Source organism: Streptomyces sp. B6B3, from assembly GCF_039871525.1.
Lineage (GTDB): Bacteria > Actinomycetota > Actinomycetes > Streptomycetales > Streptomycetaceae > Streptomyces.
On record NZ_JBDPLU010000026.1, the window covers coordinates 35983 to 58940 of the forward strand.

General features: G+C 75.4%; 22 protein-coding genes and 1 riboswitch. Of the genes, 20 read left to right on the forward strand and 2 right to left on the reverse strand.

From position 1 onward, the window contains the following. Positions 1 to 244: 244 nt before the first annotated feature. The 6 genes from ABGB06_RS34335 (at position 245) to ABGB06_RS34360 (ending at position 6333) form a co-directional block, all read left to right on the forward strand. Positions 245 to 568 carry an integration host factor gene (locus ABGB06_RS34335; protein ID WP_347597697.1) on the forward strand — a complete coding sequence of 108 codons (324 nt, stop codon included), beginning with the start codon at positions 245 to 247 and terminating at the stop codon, positions 566 to 568. A gap of 36 nt (positions 569 to 604) precedes the next feature. Next, positions 605 to 1156, forward strand: a complete 552-nt coding sequence (gene gmk / locus ABGB06_RS34340; RefSeq protein ID WP_347597700.1) for a guanylate kinase — start codon at positions 605 to 607, stop codon at positions 1154 to 1156. Between the two features lie 51 nt (positions 1157 to 1207). Further along, positions 1208 to 1480 carry a DNA-directed RNA polymerase subunit omega gene (gene rpoZ, locus ABGB06_RS34345; RefSeq protein WP_347597703.1) on the forward strand — a complete coding sequence of 91 codons (273 nt, stop codon included), beginning with the start codon at positions 1208 to 1210 and terminating at the stop codon, positions 1478 to 1480. After that, on the forward strand, positions 1481 to 2692 hold the full coding sequence (gene coaBC / locus ABGB06_RS34350) for a bifunctional phosphopantothenoylcysteine decarboxylase/phosphopantothenate--cysteine ligase CoaBC (protein WP_347597706.1): 1212 nt from the start codon (positions 1481 to 1483) through the stop codon (positions 2690 to 2692). A gap of 190 nt (positions 2693 to 2882) precedes the next feature. Next, entirely contained in the window at positions 2883 to 4091 is a 1209-nt protein-coding gene (gene metK / locus ABGB06_RS34355) for a methionine adenosyltransferase (protein ID WP_347597709.1), read from the forward strand. 109 nt (positions 4092 to 4200) lie between these two features. Next, entirely contained in the window at positions 4201 to 6333 is a 2133-nt protein-coding gene (locus ABGB06_RS34360) for a primosomal protein N' (protein ID WP_347597712.1), read from the forward strand. 20 nt (positions 6334 to 6353) lie between these two features. Here ABGB06_RS34360 and ABGB06_RS34365 read toward each other — a convergent pair whose 3' ends face one another. Then, positions 6354 to 6854: a hypothetical protein gene (locus tag ABGB06_RS34365; RefSeq protein ID WP_347597715.1), complete on the reverse strand. Its 501-nt coding sequence runs from the start codon at positions 6852 to 6854 to the stop codon at positions 6354 to 6356. A 260-nt stretch (positions 6855 to 7114) separates the two neighbouring features. Between ABGB06_RS34365 and fmt the strand changes: the two genes are divergently transcribed. The 8 genes from fmt (at position 7115) to ABGB06_RS34405 (ending at position 15729) form a co-directional block, all read left to right on the forward strand. After that, complete coding sequence (fmt, locus tag ABGB06_RS34370) at positions 7115 to 8047, forward strand: methionyl-tRNA formyltransferase (protein WP_347597718.1); 933 nt, start codon at positions 7115 to 7117, stop codon at positions 8045 to 8047. A 163-nt stretch (positions 8048 to 8210) separates the two neighbouring features. Continuing rightward, complete coding sequence (locus tag ABGB06_RS34375) at positions 8211 to 9644, forward strand: transcription antitermination factor NusB (RefSeq protein ID WP_347597721.1); 1434 nt, start codon at positions 8211 to 8213, stop codon at positions 9642 to 9644. A gap of 24 nt (positions 9645 to 9668) precedes the next feature. Next, positions 9669 to 10355, forward strand: coding sequence for a ribulose-phosphate 3-epimerase (gene rpe, locus ABGB06_RS34380; protein WP_347597724.1), 687 nt, complete (start codon positions 9669 to 9671; stop codon positions 10353 to 10355). 157 nt (positions 10356 to 10512) lie between these two features. Next, positions 10513 to 11499 carry a sugar-binding domain-containing protein gene (locus tag ABGB06_RS34385; RefSeq protein WP_347597727.1) on the forward strand — a complete coding sequence of 329 codons (987 nt, stop codon included), beginning with the start codon at positions 10513 to 10515 and terminating at the stop codon, positions 11497 to 11499. Positions 11500 to 11592: 93 nt separating this feature from the next. Continuing rightward, the gene (locus ABGB06_RS34390; RefSeq protein ID WP_347597730.1) at positions 11593 to 13032 is read left to right on the forward strand and encodes a GuaB1 family IMP dehydrogenase-related protein; all 1440 of its coding nucleotides are present in this window, start codon (positions 11593 to 11595) and stop codon (positions 13030 to 13032) included. Positions 13033 to 13050: 18 nt separating this feature from the next. Next, positions 13051 to 13746, forward strand: coding sequence for a class I SAM-dependent methyltransferase (locus ABGB06_RS34395; protein ID WP_347597733.1), 696 nt, complete (start codon positions 13051 to 13053; stop codon positions 13744 to 13746). 148 nt (positions 13747 to 13894) lie between these two features. Further along, entirely contained in the window at positions 13895 to 14347 is a 453-nt protein-coding gene (locus ABGB06_RS34400; protein WP_347597864.1) for a phospholipase, read from the forward strand. Between the two features lie 293 nt (positions 14348 to 14640). Further along, positions 14641 to 15729, forward strand: coding sequence for a MalY/PatB family protein (locus ABGB06_RS34405; RefSeq protein ID WP_347597867.1), 1089 nt, complete (start codon positions 14641 to 14643; stop codon positions 15727 to 15729). Here ABGB06_RS34405 and ABGB06_RS34410 read toward each other — a convergent pair. Then, positions 15679 to 16959, reverse strand: a complete 1281-nt coding sequence (locus tag ABGB06_RS34410; RefSeq protein WP_347597735.1) for an MFS transporter — start codon at positions 16957 to 16959, stop codon at positions 15679 to 15681. The genes ABGB06_RS34405 and ABGB06_RS34410 overlap by 51 nt on opposite strands. Positions 16960 to 17049: 90 nt before the next feature. Between ABGB06_RS34410 and ABGB06_RS34415 the strand changes: the two genes are divergently transcribed. The 6 genes from ABGB06_RS34415 (at position 17050) to ribH (ending at position 22958) form a co-directional block, all read left to right on the forward strand. Further along, the gene (locus tag ABGB06_RS34415; protein WP_347597737.1) at positions 17050 to 18285 is read left to right on the forward strand and encodes an ROK family transcriptional regulator; all 1236 of its coding nucleotides are present in this window, start codon (positions 17050 to 17052) and stop codon (positions 18283 to 18285) included. Positions 18286 to 18350: 65 nt separating this feature from the next. Continuing rightward, a riboswitch (FMN riboswitch) is annotated at positions 18351 to 18481 on the forward strand. A 188-nt stretch (positions 18482 to 18669) separates the two neighbouring features. After that, positions 18670 to 19755 carry a bifunctional diaminohydroxyphosphoribosylaminopyrimidine deaminase/5-amino-6-(5-phosphoribosylamino)uracil reductase RibD gene (gene ribD, locus ABGB06_RS34420; RefSeq protein WP_347597870.1) on the forward strand — a complete coding sequence of 362 codons (1086 nt, stop codon included), beginning with the start codon at positions 18670 to 18672 and terminating at the stop codon, positions 19753 to 19755. After that, the gene (locus tag ABGB06_RS34425) at positions 19756 to 20400 is read left to right on the forward strand and encodes a riboflavin synthase (protein WP_347597740.1); all 645 of its coding nucleotides are present in this window, start codon (positions 19756 to 19758) and stop codon (positions 20398 to 20400) included. 5 nt (positions 20401 to 20405) lie between these two features. After that, entirely contained in the window at positions 20406 to 21056 is a 651-nt protein-coding gene (locus ABGB06_RS34430) for a nicotinamide mononucleotide transporter family protein (RefSeq protein WP_347597873.1), read from the forward strand. Beyond that, complete coding sequence (locus ABGB06_RS34435) at positions 21053 to 22360, forward strand: bifunctional 3,4-dihydroxy-2-butanone-4-phosphate synthase/GTP cyclohydrolase II (protein WP_347597743.1); 1308 nt, start codon at positions 21053 to 21055, stop codon at positions 22358 to 22360. The genes ABGB06_RS34430 and ABGB06_RS34435 overlap by 4 nt, the downstream gene beginning before the upstream one ends. A gap of 79 nt (positions 22361 to 22439) precedes the next feature. Then, positions 22440 to 22958 carry a 6,7-dimethyl-8-ribityllumazine synthase gene (gene ribH, locus ABGB06_RS34440; RefSeq protein ID WP_347597746.1) on the forward strand — a complete coding sequence of 173 codons (519 nt, stop codon included), beginning with the start codon at positions 22440 to 22442 and terminating at the stop codon, positions 22956 to 22958.

Genomic DNA, 22958 nt, shown 5'->3' on the forward strand with positions numbered 1-22958 from the left:
CACCGTGGGTACCCGGGTGGCTGCTGAGGACCGGTTACTGGTGGTGATATGACCGATAAGTCCCTGGGGATTCACAGCTGACCAGGACTTTTTGTCGATTCTCGCTGACTTGAGGCGGGGACGGCCGCTAGTCTCCGACGAGAGCGGAGCCCCGGGCGCGTTGCTCGTTGCTCCACTGGTGCGGTGCCAGTAGGTTCCACACCGATTCCGTATCCGACAGTTCGACACCCGAGGTGACGTAGGCGTGGCTCTTCCGCCCCTAACCCCTGAACAGCGCGCAGCCGCGCTTGAGAAGGCCGCCGCGGCTCGCCGGGAGCGCGCCGAGGTCAAGAATCGGCTCAAGCACTCCGGCGCCTCGCTGCACGAGGTCATCAAGCAGGGCCAGGAGAACGATGTCATCGGCAAGATGAAGGTCAGCGCACTGCTGGAGTCGATGCCTGGCGTCGGCAAGGTCCGTGCCCGCCAGATCATGGAGCGGCTCGGCATCTCCGAAAGCCGCCGGGTCCGCGGACTCGGCTCCAACCAGATCGCCGCGCTGGAGCGCGAGTTCGGCAGCGGTTCGGCCTGAGTACTCCCGCCCCATGGGAACCGGGATAATCGCCGCATGAACGATCGTCCACGACTGACCGTGCTCTCCGGCCCCTCCGGGGTCGGTAAGAGCACGGTCGTCGCCCACCTGCGCAAGGCCCACCCGGAGGTCTGGCTCTCCGTCTCAGCCACCACCCGCCGGCCCCGTCCGGGAGAGCAGCACGGCGTGCAGTACTACTTCGTGGACGACGAGGAGTTCGACAAACTCATCGCGAACGGCGAGCTGCTCGAATGGGCCGAGTTCGCCGGGAACCGTTACGGAACACCCCGCCGGGCCGTCCTGGACCGACTCCAGGCCGGGGAACCGGTGCTGCTGGAGATCGACCTCCAGGGCGCCCGGCTGGTCCGTACGTCCATGCCCGAGGCGCGACTCGTCTTTCTCGCGCCGCCGAGCTGGGAGGAGCTGGTGCGCCGGCTCACCGGCCGGGGCACCGAGCCGCCCGAGGTGATCGAACGCCGCCTCGCGGTGGCCAGAACCGAGCTCGCGGCCGAGCCGGAGTTCGACGTCACCCTGGTCAACACCTCGGTCGAGGACGTCGCCGCCGAGCTGCTAGCCTTGGTGTTTTGAGTACCAGGGGGCATCAGCCCCCCGCGTAAGCAACCCAGCGGAAGGCAGAGCGTGTCCTCTTCCATCGCCACGCCCGAGGGCATCATCAACCCCCCGATCGACGAGCTGCTCGAGGCCACCGACTCCAAGTACAGCCTCGTGATCTACGCCGCCAAGCGCGCGCGCCAGATCAACGCGTACTACTCGCAGCTCGGCGAGGGCCTGCTGGAGTACGTCGGCCCGCTGGTGGACACCCACGTCCACGAGAAGCCGCTGTCCATCGCGCTGCGCGAGATCAACGCCGGCCTGCTGACCTCCGAGGCCGTCGAGGGCCCGACCGAGTAGGTGGACGCACCGCGCGGACCCAGCGTCGTCCTGGGCGTCGGCGGCGGCATCGCCGCGTACAAGGCCTGTGAGCTGCTCCGGCGGCTCACCGAGAGCGGTCACCGGGTGCGGGTCGTGCCCACGGCCGCCGCGCTGCGTTTCGTCGGCGAGGCCACCTGGGCCGCGCTCTCCGGCGCTCCCGTGGCCACCGAGGTCTGGGACGCGGTGCACGAGGTGCCGCATGTGCGCATCGGCCAGCGCGCCGACCTGGTCGTGGTCGCCCCGGCCACCGCCGACCTGCTGGCCAAGGCCGCCACCGGCCAGGCCGACGACCTGCTCACCAGCACCCTGCTGACCGCCCGCTGCCCGGTCGTCTTCGCGCCCGCGATGCACACCGAGATGTGGGAGCATCCGGCGACCCGGGAGAACGTCGCCACCCTGCGCCGGCGTGGCGCCCTGGTGATCGAGCCCGCCGTGGGCCGGCTGACCGGTGTCGACACCGGCCGCGGCCGGCTGCCCGACCCGGACGCGCTCTTCGAGGTGTGCCGCCGCGTGCTGAGCCGCGGCACCGCCGCGCGCGACCTCGACCTCGCCGGCCGCCACGTGGTGGTCAGCGCCGGCGGCACCCGGGAACCCCTGGACCCGGTGCGGTTCCTCGGGAACCGCTCCTCGGGCCGGCAGGGGTACGCCCTGGCCCGCACCGCCGTCGCGCGCGGCGCCCGGGTCACCCTGGTGGCCGCCAACACCGACCTGCCGGAACCCGCGGGCGCCGAGGTGGTCCGGGTGGGCACGGCGGAGGAGCTGCGGGACGCGATGCTCAAGGCGAGCGCTGCCGCGGACGCCGTGGTGATGGCCGCGGCGGTCGCCGACTTCCGCCCGGCCGCCAGGGCCGCGCACAAGATCAAGAAGCGGGAGGGGCAGGACCCGGAGCCCGTCGCGCTGGTCCGCAACCCCGACGTTCTGGTGGAGCTCGCCGCCGCCCGGCCGGCCGGCCAGGTGGTGGTCGGCTTCGCGGCCGAGACCGAGAACGTGCTGGACAACGGCCGGGCCAAGCTGGCCCGCAAGGGTTGCGACCTGCTGGTCGTCAACCAGGTGGGGGAGGACCGCGGCTTCGGCACCGAGGGGAACGAGGCGGTCATCCTGGCCGCCGACGGTGGCCGGATCGACGTCCCGTTCGGCCCCAAGGAGGCGCTCGGCGACCGCGTCTGGGACGCGGTGCGGGCGCACTGGTAGTTTCCCTCGGATATCTGAGCGACCGGGCGGGAGAACCAGGGGAAACGCTGGTCGGGGCGGGCAGCAGGCCGTCTCGGAGTGCGGGCCAGCCTCCCCGGGCGAGGGCTCGGCGGCTAGAATGGCGCGGATCACCAACGACGAGTCGATGGTGGTCGATCAGCCAGCAGCCGCTGCAACCCCAGGGAGCGATGTGTCCCGGCGCCTGTTCACCTCCGAGTCCGTGACCGAGGGTCACCCCGACAAGATCGCGGACCAGATCAGCGACACCATCCTCGACGCGTTGCTCAAGGAGGACCCGGCCTCCCGGGTCGCCGTGGAGACCATGATCACCACGGGCCTGGTGCACGTCGCCGGAGAGGTCACCACCAAGGCCTACGCACCGATCGCGAGCCTCGTGCGCAACAAGGTCATCGAGATCGGCTACGACTCGTCCAAGAAGGGCTTCGACGGCGCCTCCTGCGGCGTTTCGGTCTCCATCGGCGCCCAGTCACCCGACATCGCCCAGGGCGTGGACGCCGCGTACGAGTCCCGGGTCGAGGGTGTGCAGGACGAGCTGGACCGGCAGGGCGCGGGGGACCAGGGGCTGATGTTCGGCTTCGCCTGCGACGAGACGCCGGAGCTGATGCCGCTGCCGATCCGGCTGGCGCACCGGCTCTCGCACCGCCTCTCGGAGACCCGGAAGAACGGCACCATCCCGTACCTGCGGCCCGACGGCAAGACCCAGGTGACCATCGAGTACGACGGTCACAAGGCGGTGCGACTGGACACGGTGGTGGTTTCCAGCCAGCACGCCAGCGACATCGACCTGGAGTCGCTGCTCGCTCCCGACATCCAGGAGTTCGTCGTCGAGCCCGAGCTGAAGGCCCTGATCGGCGAGGGCATCAAGCTCGACACCGAGGACTACCGGCTGCTGGTCAACCCGACCGGACGGTTCGAGATCGGCGGCCCGATGGGCGACGCCGGGCTCACCGGCCGGAAGATCATCATCGACACCTACGGCGGCATGGCCCGGCACGGCGGCGGCGCCTTCTCCGGCAAGGACCCCTCCAAGGTGGACCGGTCCGCCGCCTACGCGATGCGCTGGGTCGCGAAGAACGTGGTGGCCGCCGGCCTCGCCACCCGGTGCGAGGTCCAGGTCGCCTACGCCATCGGCAAGGCCGAGCCGGTGGGGCTCTTCGTGGAGACGTTCGGCACCGCGACGGTGGGCCCCGACCGCATCGAACGCGCCATCGGCGAGGTCTTCGACCTGCGGCCCGCGGCCATCATCCGCGACCTGGACCTGCTGCGCCCGATCTACGCCCAGACCGCGGCGTACGGGCACTTCGGCCGGGAGCTGCCCGACTTCACCTGGGAGCGCACCGACCGGGTGGAGGCACTCCGCGCCGCGGCCGGCGTCTAGCCCGTTCGACGATCCCGTTCGACGCCCCTGTCCGACCAGGTGCCGACCGCCCCCGCGCCGGCTTCGCCGCCGGCGCGGGCCTGTCCGTTCCGTCTGGTGTACTGGCCGCATGGGTGACGAGCGGCGGCGAGCGGACCCGGAGAACGAGCAGCTCGCGCTCATCCGCGAGACCGCCCGCGCGGCCAGGCCGCCGCGGGCCAGGCCGCGCACGTGGCGCGGGGCCGCCCTCGCGGACCGGCTGCCGGTCGCCCGGGTCCTGGTCGACAAGGGCCTGGTCCACCTCGACCGGTACTTCGACTACGCCGTCCCCGCCGCCATGGACGCCGAGGCCCGGCCCGGCGTCCGGGTCCGGGTCCGGTTCGGCGCCGGCGAGCGTGGCGGACGCCGGGAGGGCGGCGGCCTGATCAACGGCTTCGTGGTGGAGCGCCGCGCGGAGAGCGACTATCCCGGGGTGCTGGCCCCGCTGGCCCAGGTGCTCTCGACCGAACCGGTGCTGGACGAGCCGCTGCTGCGGCTGTGCCGCGCCGTCGCCGACCGCTACGCGGGCGCCCTCGCCGACGTGGTGCAGCTGGCCGTGCCGCCCCGGGTGGCGCGCGTCGAACGGCAGCCCGCGGGGCCCGCGCCCGCCCCGCCGCCACCGCCCGAGCCCGGCGGCTGGTCCCGGTACCCGCGCGGCGCCGCGTTCCTCGGCGCGCTGGCCGCGGGAGAGAGCCCGCGGGCGGTGTGGGCCGCGCTGCCCGGGCCGGGCTGGCCCGACGAGCTCGCGCGCGCCCTGGCCACCGTGCTGGCCGCCGGCCGGGGCGCGCTCGCCGTGCTCCCGGACGGCCGCGCCGCGGCCCGGGTGGACGCCGCGCTCCGCGCGGTGCTCGGCGGCGCCGACCAGCATGTGCTGCTCACCGCCGACGCCGGACCTGAGGCGCGGTACCGCCGCTGGCTCGCGGTCAACCGGGGGACGGTGCGCTGCGTCGTCGGCACCCGGGCGGCGATGTTCGCGCCCGTGCGCGACCTGGGACTCGCCGCGATCTGGGACGACGCCGACCCCTCGCACGGCGACGACCGCGCGCCCCAGCCGCACGCGCGCGAGGTGCTGCTGCTGCGCGCCGCCCAGGAGGGCGCCGCGCTGCTGCTCGGCGGCCATGGCGTCAGCGCCGAGGCGGCGCAGCTGGTCGAGACCGGCTGGGCCGCGCCGCTGGCCGCCGACCGGGAGACCCTGCGCACGACCGCCGCGCTGGTCCGGACCGTCGACGAGACGGACGTGGCCCGGGATCCGGCGGCCCGCACGGCCCGGCTGCCGAGCCTGGCCTGGCGCACCGCCAGGGACGCGCTGGCCCGGGGCCCGGTGCTGGTCCAGGTGCCGCGCCGCGGGTACGTGCCCCGGCTGGCCTGCGACCGCTGCCGCGCCCCGGCCCGCTGCGACACCTGCCACGGTCCGCTGGCCGCCGAACGCGCGGGGGAGGAGGTGCGCTGCGGCTGGTGCGGCACCGAGGTCCCCGGCTGGCACTGCGCCGAATGCGGCGGCGGTCGGCTGCGCGCCACGGTCGTCGGCGCCCGGCGCACCGCCGAGGAGCTCGGACGCGCGTTCCCGACCGTCCCGGTCCGCACCTCGGGCCGCGAGCATGTCCTGCCCACCGTGCCCGATCAGCCCGCGCTGATCGTCAGCACCCCGGGCGCCGAACCGGTGCCCGAGGGCCCCGGCTACGCGGCGGCCCTGCTGCTCGACGGCTGGGCGCTGCTCGGCCGTCCCGACCTGCGCGCGGGCGAGGAGGCGTTGCGCCGCTGGCTGACCGCCGCCGCGCTGGTCAGGTCGCAGCAGGACGGAGGCACGGTGCTGGTGCTCGCCGAGCCCACGCTCGCGCCGGTGCAGGCCCTGGTGCGCTGGGATCCGGCGGGCCACGCCAGGCGCGAACTGGCGGACCGCGCCGTGCTCGGCTTCCCACCGGTGTCCCGGATGGCGGCGGTGAGCGGTCCGGCGGAGGCGGTGGACGGCCTGCTGCGGGCGGCCCGGCTGCCCGCCGAGGCGGAGGTGCTGGGCCCGGTGCCGCTGCCGGTCACCGAGCCGGGCGCGCCCCGCCGGGTCGGCCGGCCACCGCCGGGGGAGCGGTGGCAGCGCGCGCTGGTCCGGGTCCCGCCCGGCATCGGCGCGGCACTCGCCGCCGCTCTCAAGTCGGCGCAGGCCGCCCTGTTGACCCGCCGGGAGGGGCCCGTCGCCTGGGTGCGGATCGACCCTCCCGACATCGGCTGACCGCCGGCGCCGGCCCCGGCTCAGCCGGAGCGCGGCGCCGGCAGGGCGCCCGTCCTGGCCTCCCTGGCCAGCGGCCCGGTGCGGGCCGGGGGCACGCCGGGGGCCATCGGCAGCGGCCGCTCCGCGCCGGGCGGCTCGGGTTGTCCCGCGCCGTCCCGGGCGGCGCCGGTGGTGGCCCGCCGGGTGCCGTACCTGCGGTGTACCGCCTGCTTCGTGACGCCCAGGGCCGAGCCCACCGCGTCCCAGGAGAAGCCGAGCGAACGGTCGAAGTCGACGGCGGCGGTGACCAGCGCCTCGACGCTGTCCCGCAGCTCCTGGGCGAGCCGGACCGTGGGGGCGGGGGCGCGGCCGTAGACGACGAAACCGGTCGCCGGCCCGGTGCGTCGCGGGCGGTAGACGTTGCCCAACTGGGCGGTCAACGTGCGCAGCGCGTCCACCTGGCGGCGGACCCGCTCGATGTCCCGCACGAGCAGATGCAGGCTGGCCCGTGCCTGTGCGTCAGGGGTGGCGTGGTCGGCCATGAACAAGCCTCTCGAACCGGAGACAGGGAAGGAACGGGCCGGGCGTCAGGAAGGCGGGGCCCGCTGTGGTCAATCTCACTTGACCAACGCCCGGCGGCCGTCGGAGTCACGGTGCAGAGCGAGCCGTCTGCGCGGCGGAGCGCGGGCGCCGGTCCGTACGCCCCGTCACACGCCGGGCGGCCGCCGCCCGGAGCGGCCCGTAGACTCGTCAGCCGCCCCCGCGCCCGTGGGGATGGCTCGAGAGAGGTGACGTACGCACGATGAGGCTCGTCTTCGCCGGCACGCCCGAGGTCGCCGTTCCCGCCCTGGACGCGCTGCTCGCCTCGGACCGGCACGAGGTCGCCGCCGTCGTGACCCGCCCCGACGCCCCGGCCGGCCGGGGCCGGCGCCTCGTCGCCAGCCCGGTGGCCGAGCGCGCCGCCGAGGCCGGCATCGAGATCCTCCGGCCGCGCCGGCCGCGGGACCCGGACTTCCAGGACAGGCTGCGGCGGATCGCCCCCGACTGCTGCCCGGTCGTCGCCTACGGCGCGTTGCTGCCCAAGAGCGCGCTGGACATCCCCGCGCACGGCTGGGTCAACCTGCACTTCTCCCTGCTTCCCGCCTGGCGCGGGGCCGCGCCGGTGCAGCACGCGCTGCTCGCCGGTGACGAGATCACCGGGGCGACGACGTTCCTGATCGAGGAGGGCCTCGACTCCGGCCCGGTCTTCGGCGTGCTCACCGAGCAGATCCGCGCCCAGGACACCAGCGGCGACCTGCTCACCCGGCTCGCCCTGGCCGGCGCCGGGCTGCTGGTCGCCACCATGGACGGCGTCGAGGACGGCACGCTGCGGGCGACGCCGCAGCCGGCCGAGGGGATCACCAGCGCGCCGAAGTTCACCGTGGACGACGCCCGGGTGGACTGGTCGGCGCCCGCGCTCCGGGTGGACCGGCTCGTGCGGGCGTGCACGCCGGCGCCCGGCGCCTGGACGGTCTTCCGGGGCGAGCGCCTGAAGCTCCGTCAGATCGCGCCGGCACCCGAGCACGCCGGGCTCGCGCCGGGGGAGCTCGCCGTGGAGAAGCACTCCGTCCACGCGGGCACCGGCTCGCACGCCGTGGCGTTGCGCTGGGTGCAGCCGCAGGGCAAGAAGCCGATGCGGGCCGAGGACTGGGCCCGCGGTCTCCGGCTGGCCTCGGGCGAGCGCCTCGGCGCGTGACCCGCCGCCCCGGCCCGCCGCGCGGCACCGCGGTGCTCCCTCGGGCACCGGCGGTCCCGGTCCCGGCACGGGCAGCCCCTAGGCTGGGGCCGCCATGTCCCGGTGGCGCGCGACCCCGCGCCACCGCCCGCCCTGACCCAGTAACGCCGGAGCGAACCGTCCCGTGAGCAGTCGGCCCCGCCGCCCCACCTCCCGTCCCCGCCGCCCCCGTCGCGATCCCGTCCGGGTCCTCGCCTTCGACGCGCTGCGCGCCGTCGAGGAACGCGACGCCTACGCCAACCTGGTGCTGCCCCCGCTGCTGCGCCGGGGCCGCGACGCCGGCGAACTCGACGCCAGGGACACCGCCCTGGCCACCGAGCTGGTCTACGGCACGCTGCGCTGGCAGGGCAGCTACGACGCGGTGATCGACGCCTGCTCCGACCGGCCGCTGGCCGGCATCGACCCGCCCGTGCTCGACGTGCTGCGGATCGGCACCCACCAGCTGCTGGGCACCCGCATTCCGGGCCACGCCGCGGTGAGTTCGGCCGTGGAGCTGGCCAGGTACGTGCTGGGCGAGGGGCCGGCGAGGTTCGTCAACGCGGTGCTGCGTCGGGTGGCCGCCGACGACCTGCGCGGCTGGCTGGACCGGCTGGCGCCGCCGTTCGAGCGGGACCCGGAGCGGCACCTGTCGCTCGTGCACGCCCACCCGCGCTGGGTGGTCTCCGCGCTCTGGGACGCGCTGGGCGGCGGTCGGGAGGACATCGAACGGCTCCTCGCCGCCGACAACGAGCGCCCGCAGGTCACCCTCGTGGCCCGTCCCGGCCGCAGCACCGCCGCCGAGCTGCTCACCGCGGCCCGGGACGGGGACGAGGGCCGGGCCCTGCCCGGACGCTGGTCCCCGCTGGCGGTGCGGCTGACCGAGGGCGGCGATCCGGGCGCGGTCCCGCAGGTGTGCGACGGCCTCGCCGGCGTGCAGGACGAGGGCAGCCAGCTGGTGGCCCTGGCGCTCGCCGCCGCCCCGTTGGAGGGCGCCGACGCCCGGTGGCTGGACGGCTGCGCCGGCCCCGGCGGCAAGGCCGCGCTGCTCGGCGCGCTGGCCGCGGAGCGTGGCGCGGCGCTGCTGGCGGCCGAGCCGCGCCCGCACCGCGCCCGGCTGGTGCGCCGCGCGCTGGCCGGCACGCCGGGCGCCCACCAGGTCGCCATCGCCGACAGCACCCGCCCCCCGTGGCGTTCCGGCACGTTCGACCGGGTGCTGGTGGACGTGCCGTGCACGGGCCTCGGCGCGCTGCGCCGCCGTCCCGAATCGCGCTGGCGCCGCCGCCCCGGCGATCTGGAGGGGCTCGCGTCGTTGCAGCGCGGGCTGCTCCGCCAGGCGCTGGCCGCGGCCCGGCCCGGCGGTGTGGTCGGCTACGCGACCTGCTCGCCGCACCTCGCGGAGACCCGCGCCGTGGTAGCGGACGTGCTGAAGAAGCCCGGGCAGGCAGCCGCCGAGTGGATCGACGCCCGGCCGTTGCTGCCCGGCGTGCCCGAACTCGGTGCCGGGCCCGACGTCCAGCTGTGGCCGCACCGACACGGCACCGACGCCATGTACCTGGCGCTGCTGCGCCGCACCGGGTGACTCGGTGGGTGAATACTTGACGGCATGGTGCAGATCAATCCGAGCATCCTCTCGGCCGACTTCGCACGGCTGGCCGACGAGGCGAAGGCCGTCGAAGGCGCCGACTGGCTCCATGTCGACGTCATGGACAACCACTTCGTGCCGAACCTGACCCTGGGCCTGCCGGTCGTCGAGGCCCTGCGCAAGGCCACCGGCACGCCGCTGGACTGCCACCTGATGATCGAGGACCCGGACCGCTGGGCGCCGGGCTACGCCGAGGCCGGCGCCGGCTCGGTCACCTTCCACGCGGAGGCCGCGACGGCCCCGGTGCGGCTGGCCAGGGAGCTCAGGCGGCTCGGCGCGCGCGCCGGCCTGGCGCTGCGGCCGGCCACCCCGGTCGAGCCCTACGAGGACCTGCTGCCCGAGCTGGACATGCTGCTGATCATGACGGTGGAGCCGGGCTTCGGCGGCCAGCGGTTCCTGGACGTGACGCTGCCCAAGATCCGCCGCGCCCGCCGGCTCCTGGAGCGGCACGGGCTGTCGCTGTGGCTCCAGGTGGACGGCGGCGTCTCCGACGAGACGATCGAGCGCTGCGCGGAGGCCGGCGCCGACGTCTTCGTGGCCGGGTCCGCGGTCTACGGCGCCGACGATCCGGCGGCGGCGGTGCGCCGGCTGCGCGAGGCGGCGGAACGCGTCGCGGGCCGCGCGGGCGCCGGGGAGACGCCGCGGTGAACGCACGGCCACCCGGGCGTGACCGCTTCGTGCACCCCGCAAGGGCAGCGTTGGCGGCCCGGCGGATCTGGGAGGATGAACCCGCAGGACGGGAGCGGGACGTGAGCCGTAGGACAGTGAGGTGAGTGCGGTGTCGGCCGGAAGGTCAGCCACTCGAATGGGACCGGCCGAGCTGATGCAGGCGGCGGCGATGGCCCGCCGCTTCTATCTGGAGGGCAAGTCGAAGATCCAGATCGCCGACGAGTTCGGGGTGAGCCGCTTCAAGGTCGCCCGGGTGCTGGAGTCGGCGGTGGAGCACGACCTGGTGCGCATCGAGATCCGGGTCCCGGCCGAGCTCGACGCGGAGCGCTCCGACGCGCTGCGCGCCCGGTACGGGCTGCGGCACGTCGTGGTCGCGCAGTCGCCCTCCGAGGCCGCCGAGGACAACCCCGACCCGGAGCATCTGGGCGAGGTGGCCGCCGAGCTGCTCGGCGAGCTCGTCGCGGACGGCGACGTCCTGGGCCTGGCCTGGGGCCGCTCGACCATCCACATGGCGGCGGCGCTGCGCGAGCTGCCGCCGTGCACGGTGGTGCAGCTGACCGGCGTCTACGACGCGGGCGCCGCGGAGCGCGGCTCGGTCGAGGCGGTGCGGCGGGCGGCCGCGGTCTCCGGCGGCCAGGCTCATCCGATCTACGCGCCCATGCTGCTGCCCGACTCCGCCACCGCTGCGGCGCTGCGGCGCCAGCCGGGCATCGCGGCGGCGTTCGACTACTTCGACAAGGTGACGATCGCGGCGGTCTCCATCGGCTCCTGGGAGCCCGGCATCTCCGCGGTGCACGACATGCTCGGCAAGGAGGAGCGCGAGCACTACGCCTCGCTCGGCGTGGCCGCCGAGATGTCGGCACACCTCTTCGCGGCGGACGGCCGGCGGGTGGGGCGGGACCTGGGGGAGCGGTGCATCACCGTGGAGCCGGAGCGGCTGCGCCGGGTGCCCGAGGTGGTCGCCATCGCCGGTGGGCGCCGCAAGGCGGACGCCATCGGGGCCGTGCTGCGTTCCGGGCTGGTGACCAGCCTGGTCACCGACACGGTCGCGGCCGACCAGCTGCTGACCCAGTCGCCCGGCCGCCGGCCGGCACTGGAGCGGGTCGATCCGGACCAGGACTAACACGTCCTGTCCTGACAACCCGGGGATAATGGGAACAGGAGCTCGCCGCTCCCCGCCCGCACGTACCGCCTGCCGCAGGTGAGGAGAGCCGACGTGAAGTTCCTCAACGACGCCCCGCCGCCGTACGACCTGACGTACGACGACGTGTTCATGGTCCCGGGCCGTTCCGCGGTCGCCTCCCGTCACGACGTGGACCTCTCCACGCGTGACGGGTCGGGCACCACCATCCCCCTCGTGGTCGCGAACATGACGGCCGTGGCCGGCCGCCGGATGGCGGAGACCGTGGCGCGGCGCGGCGGCGTCGCCGTCATCCCGCAGGACATCCCGCTGGACGTGGTGGCCGACGTGATCGGCTGGGTCAAGCGGCGCCACCTGGTCTTCGACACGCCGATCGTGCTGGCGCCGGGGCAGACCGTCGGCGACGCGCTCGCCCTGCTGCCGAAGCGGGCGCACGGTGCGGGCGTGGTCGTCTCGGACGGGCGTCCGGTGGGCATCGTCACCGAGGGGGACCTGACCGGGGTGGACCGGTTCACCCAGCTCGGCGAGGTGATGTCGCGGGACCTGTTGGTGCTGGACGCGGGCATCGAGCCGCGCGAGGCGTTCACCACGCTGGACGCGGCGCACCGCAAGATCGCGCCCGCCGTGGACGCGGAGGGCCGGCTGGTCGGCATCCTCAGCCGGCGCGGCGCGCTGCGCGCCACGCTGTACACCCCGGCCACCGACGCCGAGGAACGGCTGCGCGTGGCCGCGGCCGTCGGGGTGAACGGCGACGTGGCGGGCCGGGCCAAGGCGCTGCTCGACGCCGGCGTGGACACCCTGGTGGTGGACACCGCGCACGGCCACCAGGAGTCGATGGTCGCGGCACTGGCCGCGGTCCGCGGCCTGGATCCCGGGGTGCCGGTGGTGGCCGGCAACGTCGTCTCGGCCGAGGGCGTGCGGGACCTGGTCGCGGCCGGGGCGGACATCGTCAAGGTCGGGGTGGGGCCGGGCGCCATGTGCACCACCCGGATGATGACCGGCGTCGGCCGCCCGCAGTTCTCCGCCGTGCTGGAGTGCGCGGCCGAGGCCCGCCGGCTCGGCCGGCACGTGTGGGCCGACGGCGGCGTGCGTCACCCGCGGGACGTGGCGATGGCCCTGGCGGCCGGGGCGTCGAACGTGATGATCGGCTCGTGGTTCGCCGGCACGTACGAGTCGCCCGGCGACCTCCAGCAGGCCACGGACGGCCGGCTCTACAAGGAGAACTTCGGCATGGCCTCGGCCCGGGCGGTGCGCAACCGCACCGGCGAGGACTCGCCCTACGACCGGGCGCGCAAGGCCCTCTTCGAGGAGGGCATCTCCACCTCCCGGATGTATCTGGACGCGTCGCGCCCCGGCGTCGAGGACCTGATCGACACGATCATCGCCGGCGTCCGCTCCGCCTGCACCTACGCCGGTGCCGGCACCCTCGAGGAGTTCGCCGAACGTGCCGTGGTGGGTGTGCAGAGCGCCGCGGGGTACGCCGAGGGGCAGCCGCTGCACACCAGTTGGGACTGATGTGCTTCGATGACCCGTATGACGCAACGGGTACGTGAGGGTTACCAGGGCACCGGACCGGGCGACATCACGCCGGACGGCTGCGCGGTGGAGCACTGGCTGCGGCTCTCGGCGGGCGACGAGCCGGACGTGGTCGAGGCCGCGGTCCCGGCCGGCGCGTCGGTCCTGGAGCTCGGCTGCGGCGTCGGCCGGATCACCCATCCGCTGCTGGAGCGTGGCTTCACGGTGACCGCCGTGGACGAGTCGCCGGGGATGCTGGCGCACGTGCGCGGCGCCCGCACCGTGTGCGGCGCCGTCGAGACGCTCGACCTGGGCGACGAGCGGTTCGACGTGGTGCTGCTCGCCTCCTTCCTGGTGCACAACGGCGACCCCGAGGTGCGCCGGGGCCTGCTCCGCACCTGCCGGCGGTACGTCGCGGACGGCGGTCAGGTGCTGATCCAGCGCGAGGGCCAGGGCTGGTACGAAGGGCTGCCGCGGGAGACGCACAACCGTGACGGCGGCGTGGTCCGCGTCGTCTCCGCCGAGCCGACGGACGTGCCGCACACCTCCCGGGTGCACCTGGAGTACGAGTACCCCGACGCCCGATGGACGCAGACCTTCCTGTCCTTCCGGTACACCGGGGACGCCTTCGAACGCGCCCTGGCCGAGGCGGGGCTGACGCTGGACGCCGTGCTGACCGAGGACGGCACGTGGGTGCGGGCGCGGCCCGCCTGAGCCTGCCGCCTCCCGTTTTCCGACCGGTCAACTACCCGCCATGGCCGGACCGTTGAGCTTTCGTCTACCGGCGCGTAACTTCTGATTCCGGAATCGTGGGCCGCCGCAAGGGGCCGCCCCACCCGATCTCCGGAGGTCACCCATGCGCATGCGTCATCGGCTCGCCACCGTCCTGACCGCCGCCAGCCTCGCGCTCGGCGGCGTCGTCGCCTCGGCGGCGCCGGCCACCGCCGCGCCGGCGGACAAGCCCCAGGTGCTCTCGTCCTGGACGCAGACCAGCGCGAGCAGCTACAACACCTGGCTCTCCGCCAGGAACAACCAGTCCGCCTGGGCGGCCTACGAGTTCGACTGGGGCACCGACTACTGCTCCTCCTCGCCCGACAACCCCTTCGGCTTCCCCTTCGAGCTGTCATGCGCGCGACATGACTTCGGCTACCGCAACCACAAGGACCTGGGCATCTTCGACGCCAACAAGTCGCGCCTGGACAACGCCTTCTACCAGGACCTGCTGCGGGTCTGCGACCGCTACTCGGGTGCCACCGCCACCTCCTGCGACGGCCTGGCCTGGACGTACTACCAGGCCGTGGTGATCTTCGGCTGACCTTCCCGGCCGACCGCGCGGCGCGCCGACGGGTGGCCCAGTACGGGCCACCCGTTCGCCGGGCCCCCGCACGCGTTCCGCGCCGCCGCCTGGCATGCTGGACCGGGCCTCAAGACGGGACCGGCGGGGACCGTCCCGCGCGACCACCGGCACCAGGAAGGCGGCCGACGTTGACAGCCTCCGAGCAGCTCCCCGACGGCATAGCCCTGGCTCGGCCCGCCGAGCCCGCCGAGCCCACCGCGGCGAATCCCTTCGCCCGGCTCTCGCTCACCGACCTGCGCCGCCGCACGAGCATGAAGTGGCGCGCCTACCCCGACGACGTGCTGCCGCTGTGGGTGGCGGAGATGGACGTGCCGCTCGCCGAGCCCGTGTCCCGGGCGGTGACGGAGGCCCTGGCCCTCGGCGACACCGGCTACCCGACCGGCGGCGTCTACGCCGAGGCGCTCGACGCGTTCGCCCGGCGGCGTTGGGGCTGGGCGGTGCCGCGGGAGCGCACGGCGATCGTGCCCGACGTGATGCTCGGCATCGTGGAGATGCTCAAGCTGGTCACCGGCCCCGGCGACGCCGTGGTGATCAACTCGCCCGTCTACCCACCCTTCTACGCCTTCGTCCGGAACCTCGACCGGCGGGTCGTGGAGGCGCCGCTGGGCCCCGAGGGCCGCCTCGACCCGGCCACCATCGAGGAGGCGTTTCGGGGTGCCGTCGCCGGCGGACGCCGGGCCGCGTTCCTGCTGTGCAGCCCGCACAACCCCACCGGCACGGTGCACACCGCCGAGGAGCTGACCACGGTCGCGGAGCTGGCCGCCCGGCACGGGCTGCGGGTCGTCGTCGACGAGATCCACGCGCCGCTCACCCTGCCCGGCGCCAGCCATGTGCCCTACCTGTCGCTGCCCGGCGGCGCCGCCGCCTTCTCGCTGATGTCCGCCTCCAAGGGGTGGAACCTGGCCGGGCTCAAGGCCGCGCTCGCGGTGGCCGGCCCCGACGCGGCGGCCGATCTGGCCCGGCTGCCCGAGGAGGTGAGTCACGGGCCGAGCCATCTCGGCGTCATCGCGCACGCCGCGGCGCTGCGGGAGGGCGGCGAGTGGCTGGACGAGGTGCTCCGCGGCCTGGACGAGAACCGGGCGCTGCTCGCCGGACTGCTGGCAGACCAACTGCCGGCGGTGCGCTACCGGCAGCCCGAGGCCACGTACCTGGCGTGGCTGGACTGCCGCGGCCTGGGCCTGGGCGCGGACCCGGCCGAGACGTTCCTGGCCAGGGGGCGGGTCGCGGTGGTGCCCGGGCACCAGTTCGGCACGGGCGGCGCCGGGCACGTCAGGCTCAACCTGGCGGCGTCACCCGAGGTGCTCGCCGAGGCCGTGCGCCGGATGGCCGCCTCCCTGTGACGCCCGGCCGGCGGACCGCCGGCCGGACCGCCGGCCGGACCGGCGGCCGGCCGTGGGCGTGCCGCCGCGCGGCCCGCCGAGCACCCCGGCGATCAGCACCATGACCACGCCCGCCGCCGTCACCACGCCGAAGGAGACGCGCAGCGTCGCCACCTCGCCGACCACGCCGATCAGGGTGGGCGCGACCAGCCCGGTGGTGTAGGTGACGGTGGCCACGCCGGCGATCGCCTGACTGGGGTTCTCGCCGCTGCGCCCGGCCGCGGCGAAGGCCAGCGGCACCACCACCGCCATGCCGATGCCCATCAGCGCGAAACCGGTGATCCCCAGCGCGGGGCCGGGCGCGACCACGACGAGCACGCCGCCGAGCACCGCGACGCAGCCGCCCGCCCGCACGGTGCGCACCGGCCCGTGGCGGCGGATCACGAGGTCGCCGACCAGCCGCCCCGCGGCCATGGTGCAGTTGAACGCGGTGGTGCTGGCGGCGGCGACGGTCTCCGAGGCCCCGGTGACGTCCCGCAGGTAGACGCCCGACCAGTCGGCGCTGGCGAACTCGGCCAGGATCGCGCACATGCCGACGGCGCCGATCAGCAGCGCCGACCGGGGCGGCAACGCGAAGTGCGGCGGCGGCTCCGCCTCGGGCTCGGCCCGCACGTCGAGCAGTCCCCGGCAGGCCAGTGGCACCAGCGCGGTCAACACCAGGGCCGCCACGGCCAGATGCGTCCGGGCGTCGAGATCGGCGTGCACCGCGACCACGCCGACCGCGGAGCCGAGCATGGCGCCCACGCTCCACAGGCCGTGCAGCCCCGACATGATCGACCGCCCGTGCTGCCGCTCCACGTCCACGCCCTGGGCGTTCATCGCCACGTCCGCCATGCCGGCGGTCGCCCCGAGCGCGACGAGCAGCGCGCAGAGCGTGACCAGCGACGGCGCGAGTGCCGGGAGGGCGAGCGCCGCGCACCACAGGGCGAGCAGCGCGCGCACCGCCGCCCGCGCCCCGTAGCGGTGCATGATCCGCCCGGCCAGCGGCATGGCCACCGCCGCGCCGACGGGCGGGAACGCCAGCGCCAGACCCAGCGCGGCGGGGCTCAGGTCGAGGTGGTCGCTCATCCAGGGGATGCGGGTGGCGAAGCTGCCGGTGACGGCGCCGTGCAGGGCGAAGACGCCGCTGACGGACAGCCGGGCCCGACGGGTTCGGGCGCGGTCGACGGGTGCGGCGGGGTGCGGCGGCATGGGCGGGTCCGTCCCTCGTGGATGCCGGATGGGTGGCTCGGATATTATCAGGAAGGTTTCCTGATAAAAAGGAGCTGCGAGGATCGTCCCATGACCACCACGCGCGGCGGCTCCGCCCGCACCACCCGGGCCATCAACGACCGCATCGCCCTGGACCTGCTCGCGGGACGGGGACCGCTGACCGCGGCCCAGCTGCGCGAGCTGACCGGCCTCTCCCGGCCCAGCGTCGCCGACCTCCTCGACCGGCTCGGCCAGGACGGCCTGGTCACCGTGGTCGGCGAGACCGGCGCCGACCGCAGGGGACCCAACGCCCGGCTCTACGGGCTGGTGGCCGACCGGGCCCACGTCGCCGCGCTGGACGTGCGCACCACCGGCGTCTCGCTGGTCCTCGCCGACCTCACCGGGCGCACCCTGGGCCGCGCCGCGCTCCCGGTGGACCCCGTGTGCTGCGGCGTGGAGGCCGGGGGCGCGGCCGCCGTCGGCGCCGTTCTGGAGGCGCTCGCGGACACCACCCGCCGCGCCGGCGTCTCCTCGGTGCACACGGCGGTGATGGGCGCCCCGGGACTGGCCGATCCGGCCACCGGCGCGTTCCGGCCGATGAGCGCGCTGCCCGGCTGGCACGCCGAGCTGCTGGCCGCGCTGCGGGACCGCCTGGACGGCCCCGTGCTGCTGGAGAACGAGGTCAACCTCTCGGCCGTGGCCGAGCACCGGCAGGGCGCGGTCACGGACCGGGACGCGTTCGTGCTGTTCTGGCTCGGGCACGGGGTCGGGGCCGCCGTGATGCTGGACGGCGCGCTGCGCCGGGGCGCCTCGGGCGGCGCCGGGGAGATCGGCTTCCTGCCCGTGCCGGGAACCGGCGGCATGCCCTCGGCCACCGACTGCGACGGCGGTTTCCACATGCTCGCCTCCTCCGGCGCCGTGGCCGCGCTCGCCCGCGCGCACGGCCTCGACCCGGCCGGCGAGGACGCGGCCGCGGCCGAGGCCGTGGTGGAGGCGGCCCGGACGGCGGCGGACGACCCGGCCGCCGGCGCGGGACCCGCGGAGTTCCTCGCCGAGCTCGCCGGCCGGATCGCGATCGCCTCGGCCTCCGTGGCCGCGGTGCTCGATCCGGGCTGCGTGGTGCTCGGCGGCGAGGTGGGCCGGGCCGGGGGAGCGGTGCTCGCCGAGCTCGTGCGGCGACGGCTGCGCGACATCTCCCCGCTGGAGACCGAGGTGCGCGCCGCCACCGTGGCCGGCAACCCGGTGCTCAGCGGGGCCCTGCTCACCGCCCTCGACGCCGCGCGCGGCGAGGTGTTCGCGGCCGTCGGCGCCCGCCGGTCGCTGTGAGGACCCCCACAGCCGGCCGGAATCCGTCGGTGGGACGTGGCACACTGGAGGGCGTACCAGCGACGTAGCGCACTCCGGGGTCGGTGAAATTCCGAACCGGCGGTAACAGTCCGCGACCCGGCCGCCGCCAGCGGCCGGTTGACCAGGTGGAATTCCTGGACCGACGGTGAAAGTCCGGATGGGAGGCAGTGCGCGGCGGAGCGGGGACCGGTTCGCCTTCGTGCGGTCCACCCTCGGGGTGGTCCGTCTCCTGACGGGGCGTCAGCCGTGCCCCGTCGTTCCGTCAGTCCCGTAACGCCCCGGAGCCGTGCCCGACGAGGCAGGAGGCAGGTTCCGGTGGCGGACCCATCCGCGGCGCCCTTCGGCGATTCCGAGACTCTCGCGATGCGCCGCGCCCTCGCGCTCGCCGCGCGCGGACTCGGCGCCACCAGCCCCAACCCCGTCGTCGGCTGCGTCGTCCTCGACGCGCACGGACAGCAGGTCGGCGAGGGCTGGCATCGCCGCGCGGGCGGCCCGCACGCCGAGGTGCACGCCCTGGCCGAGGCCGGCGCCGCGGCCCGCGGCGGCACCGCCGTCGTCACCCTCGAGCCCTGCGCCCACACCGGCCGCACCGGACCGTGCGTCGAGGCGCTGCTCGCCGCCGGCGTCGCCCGCGTCGTCTACGCCGTCGCCGATCCGCACGCCGCCGCCGGCGGCGGCGCCGCCGCGCTGGCCGCCGCCGGCGTGCGTACCGCGGCCGGCCTGCTCGCGGCGGAGGCCGAGGCCGTCAACGCCGCCTGGCTGACCGCCATCCGCCACGGCCGGCCGTACGTGCGCTGGAAGTACGCCGCGACCCTGGACGGGCGGGTGGCCGCCGCCGACGGCACCAGCCGCTGGATCACCTCCGCCCCGGCCCGCGCCGACGTGCACCGGCTGCGCGCCGAGGCCGACGCCGTGCTGGTGGGCTCGGGCACCGCCCGGGCCGACGACCCGCACCTGGCGGCCCGCGACGTGCCGGACGCCGTGCAGCCGCTCCGGGTGGTCGCGGACACCGGCGCCCGCGCCGTCGGCCCGGGTGCCCGGGTGCTCGACGCCGCCGCGCCCACCCTGATCGCCGTCGCCGACGACGCGCCCGACGGCCGGGTCACCCTGCTGGGCCGGCACGCCGACGTGGTCCGGCTGCCGCGCGCCGCCGACGGCCGCGGACTCGACCCGCGGGCCCTGCTGGCCGAGCTGCACCGCCGCGAGGTGCGCTCGGTGCTGCTGGAGGGCGGCCCCACCCTCGCCGGCGCCCTCGTCGCCGCGCGCCTCGTCGACGAGGTCATCGCCTATCTCGCCCCCGCCCTGCTCGGCGGCGGGCCGCACGCCCTGGCCGACGCGGGAATCGCCACGATCTCCGCCGCGTTGCGTCTGCGCGTCACCGACATCACCCGCGTCGGCGACGACCTCCGGGTCACCGCCGTCCCCCTCCCCGCCGACAAGGAGCGTTGAGTGTTCACGGGAATCATCGAAGAAATGGGAGAGGTCGTCGCCCTGCGCACCGCCGGCGACTCCGCGTTGCTGCGTCTGCGCGGCCCGCTGGTCGCCGAGGACAGCGCGCCCGGGGACTCCGTCGCCGTCAACGGCGCCTGCCTCACGGTCGTCGAGATCGGCGACGGCGAGTTCACCGCCGACGTCATGGCCGAGACCCTGCAACGCTCCACCCTCGGCGACCTGGTGCCCGGCGACCGGGTCAACCTGGAACGCCCGATACGGCTCGGCGGCCGGCTCGGCGGACACCTGGTGCAGGGACACGTGGACGGCACCGCCACCCTCCTGGACCGGGTGCCGGGCGACAACTGGGAGACGGTCACCGTCTCGCTGCCCGTCGCGCTCGCCCGCTACGTGGTGGAGAAGGGCTCCATCAGCGTGGACGGCGTCAGCCTCACGGTCGTCGGCGTGTCCGAGGACCGCTTCACCATCGGTCTCATCCCCACCACCCTCCGGCTCACCACCCTCGGCAGGAAGCAGCCGGGCGAGGTGGTCAACCTGGAGGTGGACATCTTCGGCAAGTACGTGGAACGGCTCCTGGCGTTCCGCGAGCGGGTTCCCGGCGCGGCGTCGGACGAGCCGGCCGGCGAGGTGACGGCGCCGTGACCGGCCTGCTCGACCAGCTCAACAGCACGGCGTTCACGGCCTTCGGCCAGCACGTCATCTGGTCCGACATGGTCGGCAACCTCGCCGGGCTCGCCGCCCTCGCCCTCGGCTGGCGGCGTTCCGTGGCCACCTGGCCGGTGCAGCTGCTCTCCGGGCTCATCCTCGTCGCCGCCTACGCCTCGGCCCAGCTCGGCGGGGGAGTGGGCAAGCAACTGCTGGTCATCACCGTGGCCCTGTGGGGCTGGCGGCAGTGGCGGGTCGGCAGCCGGGCGTCCGGCGACGGGCAGATCACCGTCCGGTTCGCGACCTGGACCGAGCGCGGCGTGCTGGCGGCCGGCGCGGCCCTGGGCACCCTCGCCGTCGGCGGGCTGTTCACCGCCTTCCCCGACCTGTCCTGGAACCCCTGGCCGGACGCGTACATCTTCGTCGGCACCCTGGTGGCCATGGTCGCCCAGGCCCGTGGCCTGGTCGAGTTCTGGATCGCCTGGCTGCTCGTCGACCTGGTCGGCGTGCCGCTGGCCTTCGACAGCGGCCTGCCGTTCTCCGGCCTCGTCTATCTCGTCTATCTCGGCCTCGTGCTGTGGGGCATGCGCGACTGGTGGCTGCGCTCCCGCTCCGCGCCCTCCCGGCCGGCCCTGGAAGGAGCAGCGGCATGACCGTCACCCAACCGGCCACGACCCCCGTCCCCCCGACCACGGCGGGACCGACGCTCGACCCCGTCGAGCGCGCCGTGGCGGACATCGCGCTCGGCCGGCCCGTGGTGGTCGTGGACAGCGCGGACCGCGAGAACGAGGGCGACCTGGTGGTGGCCGCCGAGTACGTCACGCCCGAGCTCGTGGCCTTCATGATGTCCGAGTGCCGCGGCCTGATCTGCGTGCCGATGGCGCCCGCCGAGCTGGACCGGCTGCGGCTGCCGCAGATGGTCGAGCAGAACACCGAGTCGATGGCGACCGCGTTCACCGTCTCCGTCGACGCCACCGCCGCGCACGGCGTGAGCACCGGCATCTCCGCCGCCGACCGGGCCGCGACCATCCGGCTGCTCGCCGACCCGACCGCCACCGCGGACGACTTCGCCCGCCCCGGGCACGTCTTCCCGCTCCGCGCCCGTCCCGGCGGCGTGCTGGTCCGCCCGGGCCACACCGAGGCGGCGCTGGACCTGACCCGACTGGCCGGGCTGCGCCCGGCCGCCGTGGTGGTCGAGCTGGCGGCCGAGGACGGCACCATGCTGCGGCTGCCCGGGCTCCTGGACTTCGCCCGCAGGCACGATCTGGCGATCATCTCCATCGCGGAGCTGGTCGACCACCTGCGGCGCACCGGCTCCGACGGCCAGGGCCTGGTCCGCCGCGAGGCCGAGACCGTGCTGCCCACCAGCCACGGCGAGTTCCGGGCGTACGGCTACCGCGCCGACCCCGAGGGCGTGGAGCACATCGCGCTGGTCAGCGGCGACCTCGGCGACGGCGAGGACGTGCTCGTCCGGGTCCACTCCGAATGCCTGACCGGCGACGTCTTCGGCTCCCAGCGCTGCGACTGCGGGCCGCAGCTGCGGGCCGCGCTGGAGCGGATCCGCGCCGAGGGCCGGGGCGTCGTCCTCTACCTGCGTGGGCACGAGGGCCGCGGCATCGGGCTGCTGTCCAAGCTGCGCGCCTACGAGCTGCAGGAGCGCGGCCGGGACACCCTGGACGCCAACCTGGAGCTCGGGCTGCCCGCGGACGCCAGGGACTACGCCGCCGGCGCCCGGATGCTCGCCGACCTCGGCGTGCGCTCGGTGCGGCTGATGACCAACAACCCCGACAAGACCGCCGCGCTGACCCGGCACGGGCTGCGGATCACCGGCCGCGAGCCGGTCCCGGTGCCGCCGGGCGAGCACAACCTGCGCTACCTGCGGGCCAAGCGCGACCGGATGGGGCACGACCTCCCCTGGCTGGACGGGGTGCGGGTCTCGGCCTGCGGCAACCAGTGACCCCGGAGCCGGCCTGCGGCGGCCACCCGACACATCGACACATCGACATGATCACACAACGACACGACGAGGAGACACGGTGAGCGGCAAGGGCGCCCCGAAACTGGCGGTGCGGGACTGCGCGGACCTGCGGGTGGCCGTGGTGGCCGCGAGCTGGCACGACACGGTGATGGACGGGCTGCTGGCCGGCGCCCGGCGCGCGGCGGACGAGCTCGGCGTTCCCGAGCCCACGGTGCTGCGCGTCCCCGGCAGCTTCGAACTCCCGGTCGCCGCCCGGGCCCTGGCCGCCCGGGGCTACGACGCCGTGGTGGCCCTCGGCGTCGTCATCCGGGGCGGCACCCCGCACTTCGACTACGTCTGCCAGGGCGTCACCCAGGGCCTCACCCAGGTCAGCGTCGAGACCGGCGTTCCGGTCGGTTTCGGCGTGCTGACCTGCGACACCGAGGCCCAGGCGGTGGACCGCGCGGGACTGCCGGGCTCCACCGAGGACAAGGGGCACGAGGCGGTCACCGCGGCGGTCGCCACCGCCGTGGCGCTGCGCGACGTCGTGCCCGCCCCGGCCCGGACCGGTGGCCCGGCGGGTGAGGCCACGCCGTAG